Consider the following 18211-nt stretch of genomic DNA (forward strand, 5'->3'; position numbering starts at 1 on the left):
CGGGCCAGGTATTGCGTCACAACAACACCAACCCGTGCGGCTCACTCTGCGTTCCGGCTCAGACCGCGATCACTGTCGTACACCACGTCGTTAGACAACTCCGGCCGCGCCGCCCAGGGCGTATGTGGTGATCACGGCCGCGTGGTCGGACGGCCAGTCGTTGTCCTCGACGTCCGGCCAGGTCCGGGGGGCGCCGCTGACGTACGTCCGGGAGTCGAGCACGTTCAGAGCACCCCGCTGCCCGCCCCGGTGGAGCACGAAGTCGATCCGGTCCTGCGGTTCCGGGCGGCCGCTGCCGTCCTCGTGCTCGGCGTGCACCGGGGACCAGGTGTGGCCGGGGTCCCGTACCGGGTCGGGGCGGGCCGCGCGGTAGGAGTCGGTGAAGCCCGCGTCCTCGGCCGCCTTCGTCACCGGCCACTCGACGTCCGGCCGGTCGAGGTGGGAAGGGCTGTTGAAGTCGCCGACGAGGACGACGGGCACGCCGGTGTCCTCGCCGATCCGGTCCAGGGCGTCCCGGAGCTGGGCGAGCCGGACCTTCTCGTGGGCGATCAGGTCGACGGCCGGCAACCCGTCGAAGGCCTCCTCGTAGGGGCCGTAGGGCGTGTAGTCGAGGTGCGCCGTCCAGACGTCGACCTCGGTGCCGGCGCTGCCGTCGACGCCGCCTGTGCCGCCTGTGCCGCCTGTGCCGCCGACTTCGATGCGGGCGCCCGTCGCTCCGTAGAAGCCCACGTCGGGGTCGCCGAGGGCGGCCGTGATCGGGTGGCGGCTGATGATCCCGAGGTTCTCCCCGGCCCGGTGGCAGTGCCAGCCGAGCGCTGCGGCGAGTTCCTCGGCGGCGGTGCCGTACGTCTCCTGGAGGCCGATCACGTCCACGTCGGTCTCCGTGATGACCTTGAGCTGCTTGGCCCGGTGGTCGCGGACCTTCGTGCCGCCGTACCAGAGGTTCCAGGTCATGACGCGGAGCCGGTGCGGCAGCAGGCCGCGCAGCCGCTCGGGGGTGACGCCCCCCAGACCGGCCAGGACGGTCCGGCCGGGGGCCGCGCCGATGGGCGCGAGGGACGGCACCGCGAGCACCGCGCAGCCGGCCGCCTCGGCGGAGGCCACGCCGGTCTCGGTGTCCTCGACGGCCACACAGGCCGCGGGGTCGACGCCGAGGGCGTGGCAGGCGGCGAGGTAGGGGTCGGGGGCGGGCTTGGTGCGCTCGGTGTCGTCGGCGGTCACGGTGACGGCGAAGCGGCTCGCGCCGAGGGCGCGGAGCACGGTGTCGGCGACCGATCGGGGGGAGGCGGTCACCAGGGCCGTCGGCACGCCGTCGTGGGCGAGGGCGTCGAGCAGGTCGAGGGCGCCGGGGCGGGGCTCGATACCGGCGTGGACGCGGTCGGCGAACTCCCGGTGGAGCGCGTCGGCGAGCTGCGGGGCGGGCCGGCCCGTGGCGGCGGACAGCCAGTCGGCGGTGTGCTCGACGGGCCTGCCGAGCACCTCCGGCTGGTCCGCCTCGGTCAGCGCCCGGCCGGCCACCTGCTGCACCGCCTCCCACCACAGTCGCTCGGTGTCGACGAGCGTGCCGTCCATGTCGAACAGGACGGCCTGGAGCGGGAGTCGGGTCACGGTTGCCTCTTTCGACACGGGAGTTGCGGGATCGTGGGATCAGGAGGTGCGGGCGGCGACGAGCACCGGGCGGTCCGGCAGCGAGACGCGCACCGGGGCGCCCGCGGCGAGGGCGGCGGCCTCGTGGGCGGGCAGGTCGGCCTTCACCTCGGTGCCGTCGGCGAGCCGGACGGTGACGCGGACGGCCGCGCCCAGGAAGGACGTGGCGACCACACGCGCGTCGCCGTCCTCCGCGGGCCGCACGCCCACGGCCTCCGGCCGCACCAGCACGTCCACCTCGGCGACGGCCGGAGCCGGGCCGTCGACCGGCAGCCGCCGCCCGAGCACCTCGACGGCGTCGCCGTCGAGCCGTCCCGGGATCCGGCTCATCGTGCCGACGAACTCGGCGACGAAGGCGGTGGCGGGCCGGCCGTACAACTCGGCCGGGGCGGCGCACTGTTCGAGCCGTCCGGCGTGCATGACGGCGACCCGGTCCGCCATGGACAGGGCCTCCTCCTGGTCGTGGGTGACGAACAAGGTGGTGATGCCGAGCTCCTGCTGGAGCCGCCGGATCTCCTCGCGGAGGGTGAGCCGGACCTTGGCGTCGAGCGCCGACAACGGTTCGTCCAGGAGCAGCACGCGGGGGCGCAGGGCGAGGGCGCGGGCCAGGGCGACGCGCTGCTGCTGGCCGCCGGAGAGCTGGTGCGGGAAACGGCCGCCCTTGTCGCCGAGTCCGACCAGGTGGAGCAACTCGTCGGCCCGGAATCGCCGTTCGGCCTTGCTCACCTTCCGCATCCGCAGCCCGAAGGCGACGTTGTCGAGCGCGTCGAGATGCGGGAAGAGGCTGTACGACTGGAAGACCATCCCGGCGTCCCGGCGGTGCGCCGGGACCCGGGTGACGTCCTCGCCGTCCACCAACACCTCACCGGCGTCGGGGTGTTCGAAGCCGGCGAGCATCCGCAGGGCGGTGGTCTTGCCGCAGCCGGAGGGGCCGAGCAGGGCGAGGAGTTCACCCGGCCGGACGCTCAGGTCGAATCCGTCGAGCGCGACGGTCGGGCCGAACTCCCGCCGCAGGCCCCGGAATTCGACGGTGGCGGCCCCGGTCCTCGTCGCTGTCTTCTCAATCACGGTCATGTTGGTCATCCCCGGGATGCGGTACGGGCGCGTCCGCCGAAGCCGGCGAGCGCGAGGAGCAGGACCCATGTCACGAGCAGGCTGAGCACGGACACGGCGACGGAGAGCTGGGCCTGCGAGCCGCTGACGTTCACGATCCACACGGCGAACGGCCGGAAGCCCAGCAGTTGGGCCACGGTGAACTCGCCGAGCACCAGCGCCAGCGTGAGGAAGGACGCGTTGAGCAGCGCGCCGCGCAGGTTGGGCAGGACGACCCGGAAGAGTGCCTGCGGCCAGCCGGCCCCGCAACTGCGGGCGGCCTCGACGAGGGTGCGCACGTCGACCGAGCGCAGCCCCGCGTCCAGCGCCCGGTACACGAACGGCAGCGCCATCACGACGTAGGCAAGGACGAGGACGAGGGGGAAGTCGGGGTTCTGGATCGCGACGAACGTCTCGAACAGCGGGGTGCGGGAGAGGTGCTCGGGCCCCCACTTGAGCACGGTGCCGATGCCGGCGACGAACGCGATCGGCGGCACGACCAGCGGCAGCGAGCACACCACCTCGACGACCGGCCGCAGCCGGGGCGCGCCGAGGCGCAGCGCGACCGTCGCGGGCACCATCAGCAGCAGGACGACGGCGATGGTGGCGAGCGCCAGCTCCAGCGACAGCAGCAGGCTGGAGGCGAAGCCGTCGGTGGCGAAGATCTGGCTGTAGGCGTCGAAGGTGATCCCCTGTCCGGGCACGTCGACCGTGAAGACGACCGACGCGGCCAGGGGCACCAGGAAGTACAGCCCGGCGAGGCCGAGGACGCCCCACCGCCACAGGGTCAGGCGAGCCATCGCGCGCTCCTCCGTTGCAGGGGCAGGTACACGGCCATGACCAGGCCCGCCACCAGGACCATGTCGAGGCTGAGGGCGAGCGCCACGTTCTCCTGGCCGACCAGCACGTTGCCGGAGATGGCGTCGGCGATCTGCAGCGTGACCAGCGGGATGGAGCTGCCCACCATGGCGGCGGCGGTGGCGTACGCGGCGAAGGCGCTGCCGAAGAGCAGCACCAGCCCGCCGAGGAGCGAGGGCAGCAGGACGGGCAGGGCGACGTGCCGCCAGTACTGCGCGGGAGTCGCTCCGTTGTTCTGCGCGGCCTCGCGCCACTGGACGCGCAGGCCCTCCAGGGCGGGCGTGATGGTGAGGACCATCAGCGGGATCAGGAAGTACAGGTAGACGATGACCAGGCCCCAGAAGCTGTAGAGGTCCCAGCCCTTGTCCTGGAGGCCGAAGCGCCGGGTCAGCACACCGGCGTTGCCGAGCGTGGCGACGAAGGCGAAGGCCAGCGGGACGCCGCCGAAGTTGGCCAGCACCCCGGACGCGGTGAGCACGGCCTCGCGCAGCGCACGGAAGCGGGAGGTCACGACGGCCTGGGCGAGCGGCAGTCCGAGCAGCGCGCCGAGCGCCGCCGACACGGCGGACAGCTTCACACTGCCGAGCAGGGCCGTCAGATACGCGCCGCGCAGGGAGGCCGTCAGGTTGTCGGCCGTGTACGAGGTGGCGCCGGTAGCCGGGTCCTTGGCGGTGAAGGCGCCGTCCAGCATGGCAAGGGCGGGCAGGCCGAAGGCTAGGGCGGTGAAGAGCAGCAGCGGGACGACGGCGAGCCAGCCGGGGAGCCGCCGCCGCTTCACCGCTGCGGCGGCACCCAGGTCGACCCGTACGGCGGTGGAGGTCATCCGGAGACGGCCTTCGCCCAGCCCTGCCCGAGGACCGTCTTGGCCTTGCTCTGCTGGGCCTCGGTCGGGAAGGCGGGCGTCCCGGAGACCTCGGGGAGCTTGGCGGCGGCCGTCTTGTCGAGGGTGCCGGCCTTCTCCATGGCGGTCATCAGGGCCGGACGGGCGTAGCCCTTGAGCCACAGGTTCTGGCCCTCGGCGCTGTAGAGGTACTCCTGCCACAGCCGGGCGGCCGCCGGGTGCGGGGCGTCCTTGTTGACGGCCTGGGAGTAGAACTGGGAGAACTGGCCGTCGCTCGGGACCACGACCTTCCAGTCCACGCCCTTGGACTTGAACTCGTCGGCGTATCCGGCGTTGAGGTAGTCCCAGTCGATGCTGATGGGCGTCTCGCCCTTCTCGACGGTGGCCGGGGTCGACTCGACGGGCGTGTAGTTGCCGTTCTTCTTCAGCTTGGCGAAGAAGTCGAGGCCGGGCTGGATGTCGTCGAAGGAGCCGCCGCTCGCGAGGGCCGCCGCGTAGACGCCGCCGAAGGCGGAACCCGACTTGGTGGGGTTGCCGTTGAGGGCGACCTGGCCCTTGTACTGCGGCTTGAGCAGGTCCGCGAAGGTGGTCGGACAGGTCGTGACCCGCTTGGCGTCGCAGCCGATGGAGATGTAGCCGCCGTAGTCGTTGTACCAGCGGGCCTGCGCGTCCTTCTGCCCCTCGGGGAGGTCGGCGTACGAGGCGACCTTGTACGGCGCGAGCAGTCCCTGCTGGGCGGCGCTGATCGCGAACGAGCTGCCCAGGTCGAGGACGTCGGGCGCCCGGTCCTGGCCCTTGCGCGAGGTGACGGCGTTGATCTCGTCCTGACTGGTGCCGTCCGGGTTCTCGACGGCGATCTTGATGCCGTACTTCTTCTCGAAGCCGTCTATGAGGGCGCCGTAGTTGGCCCAGTCGCGGGGCAGTGCGATGGCGTTGAGCTTGCCCTCCTTCTTCGCGGCCGCGACGAGGGCGTCGAGGCCGCCGAAGTCGGCGGCGGAGGTGGCCGTGGCGGCGTTCTTGCCGTCGGCGGTCGTGGAGGTGTTGTCGTCGGGAGCGGCGCCGCACGCACTCAGGGCGAGGGCGGCGATGACGCCGAGGGCGGCGGTTCTCGGCAGGGACACGGTCACGGCTACTCCAGGGGACGCGTGAGAGTGCGGAAGGCGAGGCAACTTGTCTGAACAAGTTGGCCTCAGTACGCCTGCCGCTGGTGTCCCCTCCGTAAACTCTGGCGAAACCCTGAGCCCTGGTTTCTCGCACAATCTGTACCGTCGGCCGACCCGGCCCCCAGTCGTCTAGGCTGGTCACGCTGTGCACAGGGGCCTACTCAGAGGGGAAGCATGGCTGCGCGACATGAGGAGATCGCCGACGAGCTGCGTCGGGCGATCGACCGCGAGGAGTACACCGTGGGCGCCCTGCTGCCCGCCGAGACCGACCTCGCGGCCCACTACGGCGTCTCGCGCGGCACGGTCCGTCAGGCGGTCGCCGCCCTCACCGCCGAAGGCCTCATCGGCTCCCGCCAGGGCGCCCGCCGGGTGGTCCTGGCCAGCCGCCGCAGCCAGAGCTTCGCCGAACTGCGCAGCTTCGCCCAGTGGGCGCGCGCGATGGGCCGCGAGGCGACCGGCCTGGTGGTCGCGCAGGAGTACCGCCCGGCGAGCACGGAGGACACGGCACGGCTGCAACTCGCCCCGGGCGCACAGGTGTTGCAGGTCCTGCGGGTACGCGGGCTGGACGGCGAGCCGGTGCTCCTGGAACGGACCGTGTACGCCGACTGGATCGCCCCCGCCGTCGAGCCGATCGAGCCGGACTGCCCGTCCGTCACCCAGCGGCTGCTGGACGACACCGGGCTGGTCTTCGCCTACGGCGAGCATGTGATCGACGCCGTGGCGGCGGGCGCGCAGGACGCCGAACTGCTCGGCATCCGGCGCACCAGCCCGCTGCTGCGGGTCCGCCGGGTCACCACGACGTACGAGGGCCGCCCGGTCGAATGGTCCGACGACCGCTACCGCTCGGACGCGGTGAGCTTCAGCGTGCACAACTCGATCGACAACAACGCCCTGTCCCGCAAGCCCGCGACCTAGGGCGGACAGTCCCTGGCTAGGCGGGCGAGAAGCGGCGGAGGAGCGGGGACAGGACCAGGACCGACTTGGTGCGTTCCACGAAGGGCTCCCCGGCGATCCGCTCCAGGACCCTCTCGAAGTGGCGCATGTCGGCGGCGAAGACCTGGGCGACCGCGTCCGCCTCACCGGTGACGGTGGAGGCGGCCACGACCTCCTGGTAGCGCTCCAGGCCCCGCTGGATGGTCTCCGGGGAGGTGTTGCGCCGGCAGTAGATCTCGACGAACCCCTCGGTCTCCCAGCCGAGGGCCGCCGGGTCGACCCGCACGGTGAAGCCGGTGATGGCTCCGGAGGCCCGCAGCCGGTCCACGCGCCGCTTCACGGCGGGCGCGGACAGCCCGACCAGTTGCCCGATGTCCGCGAAGGACCGGCGGGCGTCCTCGGCCAGGGCGTGGACGATGCGTTCGTCGAGATCGTTCAGCACGGCGTTACCAACTCGAGTGCAGCGGCTTGCCCTCGGCATAGCCGGCCGCGCTCTGGATGCCCACGACGGCCTTCTCGGCGAACTCCTCCAAGGAAGCCGCGCCGGCGTACGTGCAGGAGGACCGGACGCCCGCGATGATCGAGTCGATCAGGTCCTCGACGCCCGGGCGGGCCGGGTCGAGGAACATGCGGGAGGTGGAGATGCCCTCCTCGAACAGCGCCTTGCGGGCGCGGTCGTAGGCCGACTCCTCCGACGTGCGGTTGCGGACGGCGCGTGCGGACGCCATGCCGAACGACTCCTTGTAGGGGCGGCCGTTCGCGTCGTGCTGAAGGTCGCCCGGCGACTCGTAGGTCCCCGCGAACCAGGAGCCGACCATCACGTTGGACGCGCCCGCGGCCAGTGCCATGGCGACGTCGCGGGGGTGGCGGACACCGCCGTCGGCCCACACGTGCTTGCCGTGCTTCCTCGCCTCGGCCGCGCACTCCAGGACGGCCGAGAACTGCGGCCGGCCCACACCGGTCATCATCCGGGTGGTGCACATGGCGCCGGGGCCGACGCCGACCTTGATGATGTCGGCGCCCGCGTCGATCAGGTCCTTGACGCCCTCGGCCGAGACGATGTTGCCGGCGGCGATCGGCACCTGCGGGTCGAGCGCGCGCACGGTACGGACCGCGGCGATCATCGACTCCTGGTGGCCGTGCGCCGTGTCGATGACGAGCGTGTCCACGCCCGCGTCGAGCAGCTGCTTGGCCTTGCCCGCGACATCTCCGTTGATGCCGACGGCCGCGGCGATGCGCAGCCTGCCGTCCTTGTCGACGGCCGGCGTGTACAGCGTGGCGCGCAGGGCGCCCTTGCGGGTGAGGATGCCGGCGAGCCGGCCGTCCTCGTCGACGGCGGGGGCGTAGCGCCGGTTGGCCGCGTCGAGCGTGTTGAAGGCCTCGCGCGGGTCGATGTCGGCGTCGAGGAGCAGCAGGTCCCGGGACATGACGACCTCGAGCTGCGTGAAGCGGTCGACCCCGCTCAGGTCCGCGTCCGTGACGACGCCGACCGGACGCGAGTCCTCGTCGACGACGACGCCCGCGTTGTGCGCCCGCTTGGGCAGCAGCGCGAGCGCGTCGGCCACCGTCTGGTGCGGGGCGAGCACGATCGGGGTGTCCAGCACCAGGTGGCGGCTCTTGACCCAGCCGACGACCTCGGCGACGACGTCGATCGGGATGTCCTGCGGGATCACCACGAGCCCGCCGCGCCGGGCCATGGTCTCGGCCATCCGGCGTCCGGCGACGGCGGTCATGTTGGCGACGACCAGCGGAATCGTGGTGCCCGTGCCGTCCGGGGCGGCCAGGTCCACGCCCTGACGCGACCCGACGGCGCTGCGGCTCGGCACCATGAAGACGTCGTCGTAGGTGAGGTCGTACGCGGGCTGGATGTCGTTGAGGAAACGCACGTGCTGCACATCCCAGTCGTTCAGAGGTGACCCCCGGACAGGTCAGCCAGGGGGAGAAGCACGTACTTGATTGTCCCACGGAGCCCGTGATGCGATGCCCGGACCGAACGTCCAAGCAGCTCGCCGGGATCCTAGGAGGATCCTCCGAGAGCGAGCACCATCGACAGCGCGGGCACCTGGTCCACCGCCGCGGAGAACACCTCCTGCGCGATCTCCCACTCCTCCGGCCGCGCCTTCGCGTACGGCCGCCAGTTGCGTACGACGACCAGCACCGGCCCGGACTCGGGCCCGTCCGGAAGGTCGGTGAGGCTGTCGGCGAGGGCGTCCCAGTTGCGCCCGAACCAGTCGGGCAGCTCCAGGTGCTTGGCACAGCGGTCCATCAGGGCCGCCTTGTCCGTGACCCCGTCGAGGTCCAGCGTGAGCACGTGCTCCGTCATCCAGCACCGTCCTGAGGCGATCGTGGTTGTGGGGGGGGGAACGATCAAGGTGGGGGGAACGATCAAGGGGACGGCCGTGACGACCGCCCCCTCGTGACCTGCCTGCCGCGGGGACCGGTCAGATGCCGTCCGGGTCCGTCCGGTTGAGGGCGGGCTTGGGCGTCGGCCCCGCCGTCATCAGATAGTCGGCCGCGGACGTGTCCGTCACCAGGCTGGTGACGAGCCCGGACCGCAGCACCGCGTCGATCGCGGCCGCCTTGCGCTGACCGCCCGCGATCGCGACGACCTCGGGCACCCGGCGCAGCTGGTCGGCTTTGACCGTGATGCACCGCTCGCCCAGGTCGCGTCCGACCCTGCGGCCGTCGGAGTCGAAGAGGTGCGCGGACATCTCGGCGGCGACCCCGAGCGAGGCGTAGTGGCTGCGCTCCTCGTCGCTGAGCATGTCGTGCACCGTCGAGATGCCCGCCTCCCAGGAGCCGATGGAGACACAGGCGACCGTGACCTTGTCGAAGTACTCGAAGGCCCGGGCGATCCCCGTCTGGTGACGCAGCGCGATCGCGGTGGCCGCGTCCGGCAGCAGCATCGGCGCGTAGATGGGGTGCGCGTCGCCGCCGGACACCTGGGCGGCGCGGCGGACGGCCTCGACCGAGCCGCGCTCGGCGGTGCCGGCGTCGTACACACCCGTCAACTGCACGACCGTGCAGGGCGGCAGCCGGTCCAGCGCCGCCGCCATGTGAATCGTGGACCGGCCCCAGGCCAGCCCCAGTACATCCCCCTCGTTGACCAGTTCGCCGAGCAGGTCGGCGGCGACTTCCCCGAGGTTCTCGGGGTCCGTGGTCTCCTCGGCCTCGGCCGGGGACTCGACCACGACGGCGTGCCTGAGGCCGTAGCGGGCGCGGAGCGCGTCCGAGCGCTCCGCGTCCAGTTCGGCCGGCACGCGGATCTCGATCCGTACGAGATCCCGTTCGAGGGCGGTCTCCAGGACCCGGGCCACCTTGAAGCGGCTGACGCCGAACTCCTCCGCGATCTGGATCTTGGACTTGCCCTCGAGGTAGAAGCGGCGGGCCATGGCCGCCGCCTGCACCAGCTCAGCGGGTCCCATCCGCATGGCTGACCGGCCCGCCGACATACCCGACACGGCGATCTCCTCACTGCTGTTCACACTCTGGATACGCCGTTCATCCTCGCAGATCCGGCGCAGTTGATCAGCTCTGATGGGAGCCGTTCACATTCCTGTCGGTAAGTGGTTGGTTCAGTGTTCACAAGCCCACGAGGCACCGGCGGTCGCCGCCTCCGCCTGAGCCCGCAGGCCACGGACCGCGGCAGCCGGGTCAGCGGCCCCGTACACGGCGGAACCGGCCACGAACACGTCCGCGCCCGCCTCGGCGCACCGCTCGATCGTCTCGGCCGAGACCCCGCCGTCGATCTGGAGCCACAGGTCGAGGCCGTGCTTGCTGATCAACTCGCGGGTGCGGCGGATCTTCGGCAGCATGATGTCGAGGAACGCCTGGCCTCCGAAGCCCGGTTCGACCGTCATGATCAGCAGCATGTCGAGTTCGGGCAGCAGGTCTTCGTACGGCTCGATCGGCGTCGCGGGCCTGAGTGCCATGGAGGCCCGGGCGCCCTTCGCCCGGATCTCGCGGGCGAGTCGCACGGGCGCGGCGGCCGCCTCGACGTGGAACGTCACGGACGAGGCACCCGCCTCGACGTACTGCGGGGCCCAGCGATCGGGGGCCTCGATCATCAGATGGCAGTCCAGCGGAGTGTCCGTCGCACGGGCCAGTGACTCTACGACCGGCACACCGAGCGTGAGGTTCGGGACGAAATGGTTGTCCATGACGTCGACGTGGAGCCAGTCGGCTCCATCGACCGCCTTCGCCTCGTCCGCAAGGCGGGCGAAGTCGGCGGACAGGATGCTGGGGTTGATCTGCACGGCCATGCCCCAAGCCTGCCATGCCCTCCGGGGGTTGGCGGCATCGGTCCTGGGTGGTTGCGGTCAGTTGTCGACAGACGGCCGTCCGTGGCCGGTCGCGCCCGCGCGGCGGAGCCGCAGATGTCTCAGCCCCGCGCCCCTTACGGGGCACTGGTGCGAGGGTGGAAATGACCGGGAACCGTGGGATCGGGCATCTCGTCTGCGGTCGGCGGGCGAAGTGGGTGGTGCTCGGGTTGTGGGTGGTGCTGCTGTTCCTGACGGCTCCGTTCGCCTCGAAGCTCACCGATGCCCAGGACAACGACGCGGCCTCCTGGCTGCCCGGGTCGGCCGAGTCGACGCAGGTGCTGGAGATCTCGGAGGACTTCCGGCCCGAGCAGATCCCCGCGGTCGTCGTCTACGCCCGTGAGGCGGGTCTGACGGCGCAGGACCGGGCGCGGATCGCCGAGGACGTCGGCCGGCTCAAGCAGCTCACCGACCACGGCATCCGGGGCGCCGAGACCCGCGGCCCGGTCTACGACCGCCCCACCGAACCGCGCGCCGCCCAGGTCTATGTGCCGATCACCATGGACGAGAAGGGCTGGGAGCGGATCGCCCCGGCCGTCGACTCGATCCGGGGCATCGTCGACGACGGCGCGGCCGGGCCGGCCGTGCACATCACCGGGCCCGGCGGCACTTCGGCGGACTTCTCCGAGGCCTTCGAGGGCATCGACTCGACCCTGCTGCTGTCGGCGATGGCGGTCGTCGTCGTCATGCTCCTGGCCACCTACCGCAGCCCGACCCTGCTCATCGTCCCGGTGCTGGCCGTGGTCGCCGCGCTGTTCACCGCGCAGGCCCTCATCTACTTCCTGGCCGAGCACGCGGGCCTGACGGTGAACGGTCAGAGCGCCGGAATCCTGACGGTGCTGGTGTTCGGCGCGGGCACGGACTACGCCCTGCTGCTGGTGGCCCGTTACCGGGAGGAACTGCGCCGGCACGAGGACCGGCACGAGGCGATGGCCCTGGCGCTGCACCGCGCGGGCCCGGCGGTACTGGCCTCCGGCGCCACGGTCGTCCTGAGCATGCTGGTGCTGCTGGCCGCCGAGATGAACTCCACCCGCGGTCTCGGCCCCGTCGCGGCCATCGGGGTGGCGGTGGCGCTGCTGGCGATGATGACGCTCTTCCCCGCCCTGCTGGTGATCTGCGGCCGCTGGATCTTCTGGCCGGCGATCCCGCACTTCGGCTCGGCCGATCCGACCGAGCACGGCGTCTGGGCCCGCACGGGCCGGGGCATCGCCCGCCGCCCGCGCATGATCTGGGCCGTGACGGCGCTCGTCCTGGCGATCTGTTCGCTCGGCCTGATCCAGTTGCGCGCGGAGGGCATCAGCAACGCGGACGCGTTCACCGGCACACCCGACTCGGTCACCGGCCAGGAGGTGTCCGAGAAGTACTTCCCGGCGGGCAGCGGCGATCCGCTCGTCATCGTCTCCGACCAGGCCCAGGCCCGGCAGGTGGGCGAGGCGGTGGCCGCCACCGAAGGCGTCGTGCCGACCTCCCTCGGGCTGCCGCCGGGCACGAAACCGGTCCACGACGGCCAGGTGCTGTTCGAGGCGACGATGACCGACCCGGCGGACAGCGAGGCCGCGAAGCAGACCGTGGAGCGGGTCCGGGACGCCGTGCACGCGGTGCCCGACGCCGACGCGCAGGTGGGCGGCGGCACGGCGGCCCTGCTGGACATGGACAAGGCGACCACGCACGACAACCTGCTGATCATCCCGTTGGTCCTGGTCGTGGTCCTGCTCATCCTCTGCGGTCTGCTGCGCGCCCTGATCGCCCCGCTGCTGCTGGTCGGGACGGTGATCCTGTCCTTCGCGGCGGCGCTGGGCATCAGCGCGCTCGCGTTCCGCCATGTCTTCGACTACGCGGGCGAGTCCACGGACTTCCCGCTCTTCGTCTTCGTCTTCCTGGTGGCCCTGGGCATCGACTACAACATCTTCCTGACCACCCGCATCCGCGAGGAGGCCGGCCGGCAGGGCACCCGGCAGGGCGTGGTGACGGGCCTGGCGGCGACCGGCGCGGTGATCACCTCGGCGGGCCTGGTCCTGGCCGGCACGTTCGCGGCGCTCGGCACCCTGCCCATGGTCGCCTTCGCGGAGATCGGCTTCGCGGTGGCCCTGGGCGTCCTCCTGGACACCTTCATCGTGCGGTCGGTGCTGGTCACCTCGCTGTTCCTGGACATCGGTCCGAAGGTGTGGTGGCCGAACCGCCGGCTGTCGAAATCCGATGAGCCCCGAGGCCCTTTGCATGACCATGCGAGTTGATGCATAATCTTCCTATGTCCAAGGTCCTCACCTCCCTTCCCGCCGGCGAGCGCGTCGGCATCGCCTTCTCCGGCGGGCTCGACACCTCGGTCGCGGTCGCGTGGATGCGCGACAAGGGTGCCGTTCCGTGCACCTACACCGCCGACATCGGCCAGTACGACGAGCCCGACATCGCCTCGGTGCCCGGTCGCGCGATGAGCTACGGCGCCGAGATCGCGCGCCTGGTCGACTGCCGCGCCGCGCTCGTCGAGGAGGGCCTGGCCGCGCTCACCTGCGGGGCGTTCCACATCCGCTCCGGCGGGCGCGCCTACTTCAACACGACGCCGCTGGGCCGTGCCGTCACAGGCACGCTGCTGGTCCGGGCGATGCTCGAGGACAACGTCCAGATCTGGGGCGACGGCTCGACCTTCAAGGGCAACGACATCGAGCGGTTCTACCGCTACGGCCTGCTCGCCAACCCGCACCTGCGGATCTACAAGCCCTGGCTGGACGCGGACTTCGTGACCGAGCTGGGCGGGCGCAAGGAGATGTCGGAGTGGCTGGTCGCCCATGACCTGCCCTACCGGGACAGCACGGAGAAGGCGTACTCCACCGACGCCAACATCTGGGGCGCCACCCACGAGGCCAAGACCCTGGAGCACCTGGACACCGGTGTGGAGACCGTCGAGCCCATCATGGGCGTGCGGTTCTGGGACCCGTTGGTCGAGATCGCCCCCGAGGACGTGACGATCGGCTTCGACCAGGGCCGTCCGGTCACGATCAACGGCAAGGAGTTCTCCTCCCCCGTCGACCTGGTGATGGAGGCCAACGCCATCGGCGGCCGGCACGGCCTGGGCATGTCGGACCAGATCGAGAACCGCATCATCGAGGCCAAGAGCCGCGGCATCTACGAGGCCCCGGGCATGGCCCTGCTGCACGCCGCCTACGAGCGGCTCGTCAACGCGATCCACAACGAGGACACCCTCGCCCAGTACCACAACGAAGGCCGCCGCCTGGGCCGCCTCATGTACGAGGGACGCTGGCTGGACCCGCAGGCGCTGATGATCCGCGAGTCGCTCCAGCGCTGGGTCGGCGCGGCCGTCACCGGCGAGGTCACCCTGCGGCTGCGCCGCGGCGAGGACTACTCGCTCCTCGACACGACCGGCCCGGCGTTCAGCTACCACCCGGACAAGCTGTCGATGGAGCGCACCGAGGACTCCGCGTTCGGTCCGGTGGACCGGATCGGCCAGCTCACCATGCGCAACCTCGACATCGCCGACTCCCGCGCCAAGCTGGAGCAGTACGTCGGCCTCGGCCTGATCGGCACCGGCAGCCCCACCGTCGGCGCCTCCCAGGCGGCCGCGACCGGCCTGATCGGCACCATGCCGGAGCTGCCGGAGGGCGGCGCCGAGGCCATCGCCTCCCGCGGCGAGGTCTCCGAGGACGAAGCGCTGCTGGACCGCGCGGCGATGGAGTTCGGCACGGACTGACCCCGAGGGGACGGACCACCCACAGCAGACGGCAGAGGCCGGCTCGACGCTCAGGGCGTCCGGGCCGGCCTCTGCCGTTGTCGTCGTACCCGGTTCTCAGCCGGTCTTCTTGATCAACGCCAGGTACATGGCGTCGGTGCCGTGCAGATGCGGCCACAGCTGGACGTCGGGCCCCTCCCCCAGCGCCGGTACGCCGGGCAGCAGGGGCCGCGCGTCGATCAGCTCGGCCTCCGGGTACTGCTTGAGCACGTCGGAGACGACGGCCCGGGTCTCGGCGAGATGCGGCGAGCAGGTCGCGTACCCGACGACGCCCCCGACCCGGACGGAATCCAGCGCGGTCCGCAGCAGCCCGCGCTGCAACGGACCGAACCCGTCGAGGTCCTCCGGCCGACGCCGCCAGCGCGCCTCGGGCCGCCTGCGCAGGGCTCCGAGCCCGGTGCACGGCACGTCCATCAGCACCCGGTCGAACGACCCGGGCCGCCACGGCGGCCGCGTCCCGTCGGCGGCGATGACCTGATACGGCCCCGGATTGCCGGCCAGCGCCTTGGCGACGAGCCCCGCCCGGTGCGGCTGCTTCTCGGAGGCGAGGAGGGCGGCCCCCCGCTGTGCGGCGAGGGCGGCGAGCAACGCCGCCTTGCCGCCGGGCCCGGCGCACCCGTCGAGCCACATCTCGTCACGGCCGTCGAGCGGTGCGTCGGCGAGCGCGAGCGCCACCAGCTGACTGCCCTCGTCCTGCACGCCGGCCCGCCCCTCCCGGACGGCGTCGATCGCGCCGGGCTCACCGCCCTCGGTGAGCCGCACCGCGTAGGGCGACCAGCGCCCGGTGACGGCGGCCTCCTCCCGGAGCAGTTCGTCGGTCGTGGCGCGCCCGGGCCGGGCGACGAGCGTCACCTCGGGCCGCTCGTTGTCGGCCTCCAGCAGGTCCTCGATACCGGCCCGGCCACCGCCGAGGGAGTCCCACAGCGCGGAGACGACCCAGCGCGGGTGCGAGTGCACGACGGCGAGGTGGTCCTCGGGGTCGTCGTCGTAGGGCGGAGCGACCTTCTCGATCCACTCGTCGAGATCGTGCGCCGCGACCTTGCGCAGCACGGCGTTGACGAACTTGGCCCGCCCGTCGCCGAGGACGATCCGGGCGAGGTCGACGGAGGCGGAGACGGCGGCATGGGTCGGGATGCGCGTCCCGAGCAGCTGATGCACGCCGAGGCTCAGCACGTCGAGGACCGGCGGGTCGACCTCGCGCAGCGGCCGGTCGACACAGGCGGAGATGACGGCGTCGTAGGTCCCCTGCCGCCGCAGTGTCCCGTAGACCAGCTCGGTGGCGAGGGCCGCGTCCCGCGCGTCGAACTTCTCGGGCCCCTCCTTCTCGCGCGCCTTGCGCAGCAGCGGCGGCAGCACGAGGTTGGCGTACGCGTCCCGCTCGTCCACCGCCCGCAACGCCTCGAAGGCGAGCAGACGGACGGGGTCCTTCTGGGGCCGGCGGTAGGGCTTGCCCGGCGTGCGGGAACGGTGGGACTGATCGCTCACGAAAAGGTGCTCCGGATTGCAGGATGAAAGGTGCGTCCAGCGTACGTCGACGGCGAGACGGGGAGAGTTCGCGGGTGGGGCTCGCGGCGGGAGCCCGCAGCAGAACCCGGCGCACGAACCGGAAGCCGGCCGCGAAGGCGCCCCGAGCGGGCCGGCCCACGCCCGTGCCTTGCTCACGGGCCGAGGACCGGGCTCGCGGACCCGGCCGGGTCCGGCGGCCAGGCGTCGGCGTCGCGAGCAACCCTGGTGCGGGCCGGGCAGGGCCCGTCGGCAGAACCGGCCGGGCGGAAGGCTCGTGCCGTGGTCGGGCTTACGCGCCGACGACCTCGTCGTCACCGATGCGGACGCCCCGGGCCCAGTCCGCGGCGCGCATCGGCTTCTTGCCCTGCGCCTGTACCCACAGCAGCTCGACGGCGTACGAGCCCGTGCCGACGTGCACACTGTTCTTGCCGACGGAGAGCGCGCCCGCCGCGAGATCGGTGCGCTCGGGCGCGGGCTGGACATGGATCAGCTTGAGCCGCTCGCCCCGGAAGACGGTCCAGGCGCCGGGCGCGGGGGTGCACCCGCGCACGACCCGGTCGACGCGGAGAGCCGGCGCGGCCCAGTCGACCTGGGCGTCCTCGACGTTGATCTTCGGCGCGAGGGTGATCCCCTCGGACGGCTGCGGGACGGCCTTCAGGGTGCCGTCCTCGATCCCGTCCATGGTCGCGGCGAGCAGCCCGCTGCCGGCGAAGGCGAGCCTGGTGAGCAGGTCACCGCTGGTGTCGGTGGGCCGGATCTCCTCGGTGACCGTCCCGTACACCGGCCCGGAGTCGAGCCCCTCCTCGATGAGGAAGGTGGAGGCGCCGGTGATCTCGTCCCCGGCCATGACGGAGTGCTGCACCGGGGCCGCCCCCCGCCAGGCGGGCAGCAGGGAGAAGTGCAGGTTGACCCAGCCATGGGCCGGGATGTCCAGCGCCACCCTGGGCAGCAGCGCGCCGTAGGCCACGACGGGACAGCAGTCGGGCGCGATCTCCGTCAGCCGCTCCAGGAACTCCGGATCCCGCGGCCTGCCGGGCTTCAGCACCTCGATCCCGGCCTCCTCGGCCCGCTGGGCGACAGGAGAGGCGACCAGCCGCCGCCCCCGCCCGGCAGGCGCGTCGGGCCGCGTCACGACGGCAGCCACCTCGTGCCGCCCGGAGGCGATGAGAGCGTCCAGAGCGGGAACGGCGACCTCGGGGGTACCGGCGAAGACGAGCTTCATGAGTGGGCGGGACCTCTCGGGAAAACGGACGACGGGCAACGCACAAGTTTAGGACGGACGACAGGACGGCCGAACGGAACGGCCGCCGACCGCGGTGGTGCGCGGCCGGGAGAGGAACGCGGCGAAGGCCGAGGGCCGAGGGCCGAGCCGCGCACACCCCGCCCCAGGGGGCGTACGCATATGCCCATACGCCCCCACACCGTGACCAGCGGAGCGAACCCGCGTTGGTCAAGAAAGAGTTGACCACACCTTCTTCAACGCCGGTTCGAGAGGCTTGTTCATGGCCGACCATGCAACCCACGACGCCCAGGCCCGGGCCAGCCTGCACTTGCTGGTGCGGGACATCGAGCGGGTCCGCCGGCAGGTGGACGCACTGCGCACCCTCACCGCCCAGCTGGGCAACGTCTACCGCCCCCGCCGCTCCGGCCCCTCCACGGGCTTCGTCGTCTACGGACGCGCCCCCGCCCCGACGGTCCGCCTCGCCCAGGAACTGCGGGACAGCGTCGAGACGCTGGTCACCGCGGCGGTGGACTTCGACCGTTCGCTCGGCTTCTCGTGGGATGCGGTGGGCTCCGCGCTAGGGGTCACCAAGCAGGCGGTCCACCGCCGCTACGGCGCCCGCCGCGCCACCGCCACCGCCACCGCGACCACCGCCGAGGCCGAGCGGCCGACGGAGCCGAGCGGCGCCCGCACGGTCAGCGTGAACACGGGCATCCAGACGGTTCCCACGGTCCCCGCCGCCCGCTCGATGCCGACCCAGCCGACGGCCGGCAGCCCGTCCCTGCGCGACGAGGTGAGGCCGACCGCCTTCCCCGGCCCACGCAACGGCTGACCGACCCCGCACCAGCCCGTCCCGCACCAACCCGCATCGCCCCCTGCCCTCTCGGC

At 72.1% G+C, this 18211-nt stretch carries 16 protein-coding genes; 4 read left to right on the plus strand and 12 right to left on the minus strand.

What is annotated here, in order from left to right; all coding sequences use genetic code 11:
• Positions 1–90 precede the first annotated feature (90 nt).
• From AB0J04_RS37300 to AB0J04_RS37320, 5 genes are read right to left on the minus strand one after another with little or no spacing between them, the layout of a single operon-like run.
• Positions 91–1608 carry an HAD-IA family hydrolase gene (locus tag AB0J04_RS37300; protein WP_363173059.1) on the minus strand — a complete coding sequence of 506 codons (1518 nt, stop codon included), beginning with the start codon at positions 1606–1608 and terminating at the stop codon, positions 91–93.
• A gap of 39 nt (positions 1609–1647) precedes the next feature.
• Positions 1648–2721, minus strand: coding sequence for an ABC transporter ATP-binding protein (locus AB0J04_RS37305; protein ID WP_363173060.1), 1074 nt, complete (start codon positions 2719–2721; stop codon positions 1648–1650).
• Between the two features lie 5 nt (positions 2722–2726).
• Positions 2727–3539 (minus strand): ABC transporter permease subunit, encoded by an 813-nt coding sequence (locus AB0J04_RS37310; protein WP_363173061.1) that lies wholly within the window; start codon positions 3537–3539, stop codon positions 2727–2729.
• The gene (locus AB0J04_RS37315) at positions 3527–4420 is read right to left on the minus strand and encodes an ABC transporter permease subunit (protein WP_363173062.1); all 894 of its coding nucleotides are present in this window, start codon (positions 4418–4420) and stop codon (positions 3527–3529) included. The genes AB0J04_RS37310 and AB0J04_RS37315 overlap by 13 nt, the downstream gene beginning before the upstream one ends.
• A complete protein-coding gene (locus tag AB0J04_RS37320) occupies positions 4417–5565 on the minus strand; it encodes an extracellular solute-binding protein (RefSeq protein WP_363173063.1) in 1149 nt (382 codons plus the stop codon). Before AB0J04_RS37320 ends, AB0J04_RS37315 begins: the two co-directional genes overlap by 4 nt.
• Before the next feature lie 210 nt (positions 5566–5775).
• Here AB0J04_RS37320 and AB0J04_RS37325 point away from each other — a divergent pair, with 210 nt between their 5' ends.
• Positions 5776–6516: a GntR family transcriptional regulator gene (locus AB0J04_RS37325; RefSeq protein WP_363173064.1), complete on the plus strand. Its 741-nt coding sequence runs from the start codon at positions 5776–5778 to the stop codon at positions 6514–6516.
• A 16-nt stretch (positions 6517–6532) separates the two neighbouring features.
• Here the strand turns inward: AB0J04_RS37325 and AB0J04_RS37330 are convergent, their stop codons facing one another.
• The 5 genes from AB0J04_RS37330 to rpe form a co-directional block, all read right to left on the minus strand.
• Positions 6533–6976 carry an Lrp/AsnC family transcriptional regulator gene (locus AB0J04_RS37330; RefSeq protein WP_363173065.1) on the minus strand — a complete coding sequence of 148 codons (444 nt, stop codon included), beginning with the start codon at positions 6974–6976 and terminating at the stop codon, positions 6533–6535.
• Positions 6977–6980: 4 nt separating this feature from the next.
• A complete protein-coding gene (locus tag AB0J04_RS37335; RefSeq protein WP_363173080.1) occupies positions 6981–8420 on the minus strand; it encodes a GuaB1 family IMP dehydrogenase-related protein in 1440 nt (479 codons plus the stop codon).
• A 131-nt stretch (positions 8421–8551) separates the two neighbouring features.
• A complete protein-coding gene (locus AB0J04_RS37340) occupies positions 8552–8857 on the minus strand; it encodes a barstar family protein (RefSeq protein WP_363173066.1) in 306 nt (101 codons plus the stop codon).
• 118 nt (positions 8858–8975) lie between these two features.
• Positions 8976–10019, minus strand: coding sequence for a sugar-binding domain-containing protein (locus tag AB0J04_RS37345; RefSeq protein WP_363173068.1), 1044 nt, complete (start codon positions 10017–10019; stop codon positions 8976–8978).
• Between the two features lie 90 nt (positions 10020–10109).
• Positions 10110–10796, minus strand: a complete 687-nt coding sequence (gene rpe, locus AB0J04_RS37350; RefSeq protein ID WP_363173069.1) for a ribulose-phosphate 3-epimerase — start codon at positions 10794–10796, stop codon at positions 10110–10112.
• Between the two features lie 161 nt (positions 10797–10957).
• Here rpe and AB0J04_RS37355 point away from each other — a divergent pair, with 161 nt between their 5' ends.
• Positions 10958–13087, plus strand: coding sequence for an MMPL family transporter (locus tag AB0J04_RS37355; protein WP_363173070.1), 2130 nt, complete (start codon positions 10958–10960; stop codon positions 13085–13087).
• Positions 13088–13101: 14 nt separating this feature from the next.
• The gene (gene argG / locus AB0J04_RS37360; protein WP_363173071.1) at positions 13102–14556 is read left to right on the plus strand and encodes an argininosuccinate synthase; all 1455 of its coding nucleotides are present in this window, start codon (positions 13102–13104) and stop codon (positions 14554–14556) included.
• A 96-nt stretch (positions 14557–14652) separates the two neighbouring features.
• Here the strand turns inward: argG and AB0J04_RS37365 are convergent, their stop codons facing one another.
• Together AB0J04_RS37365 and fmt are read right to left on the minus strand one after the other, a co-directional pair.
• Positions 14653–16080, minus strand: a complete 1428-nt coding sequence (locus tag AB0J04_RS37365; protein WP_363173072.1) for a transcription antitermination factor NusB — start codon at positions 16078–16080, stop codon at positions 14653–14655.
• Between the two features lie 310 nt (positions 16081–16390).
• Complete coding sequence (gene fmt, locus AB0J04_RS37370; RefSeq protein WP_363173073.1) at positions 16391–17323, minus strand: methionyl-tRNA formyltransferase; 933 nt, start codon at positions 17321–17323, stop codon at positions 16391–16393.
• 280 nt (positions 17324–17603) lie between these two features.
• Between fmt and AB0J04_RS37375 the strand changes: the two genes are divergently transcribed.
• Positions 17604–18155, plus strand: a complete 552-nt coding sequence (locus tag AB0J04_RS37375) for a hypothetical protein (protein WP_363173074.1) — start codon at positions 17604–17606, stop codon at positions 18153–18155.
• Positions 18156–18211: the final 56 nt, after the last annotated feature.

This window comes from Streptomyces sp. NPDC050263, from assembly GCF_040655955.1.
Classification (GTDB): domain Bacteria; phylum Actinomycetota; class Actinomycetes; order Streptomycetales; family Streptomycetaceae; genus Streptomyces.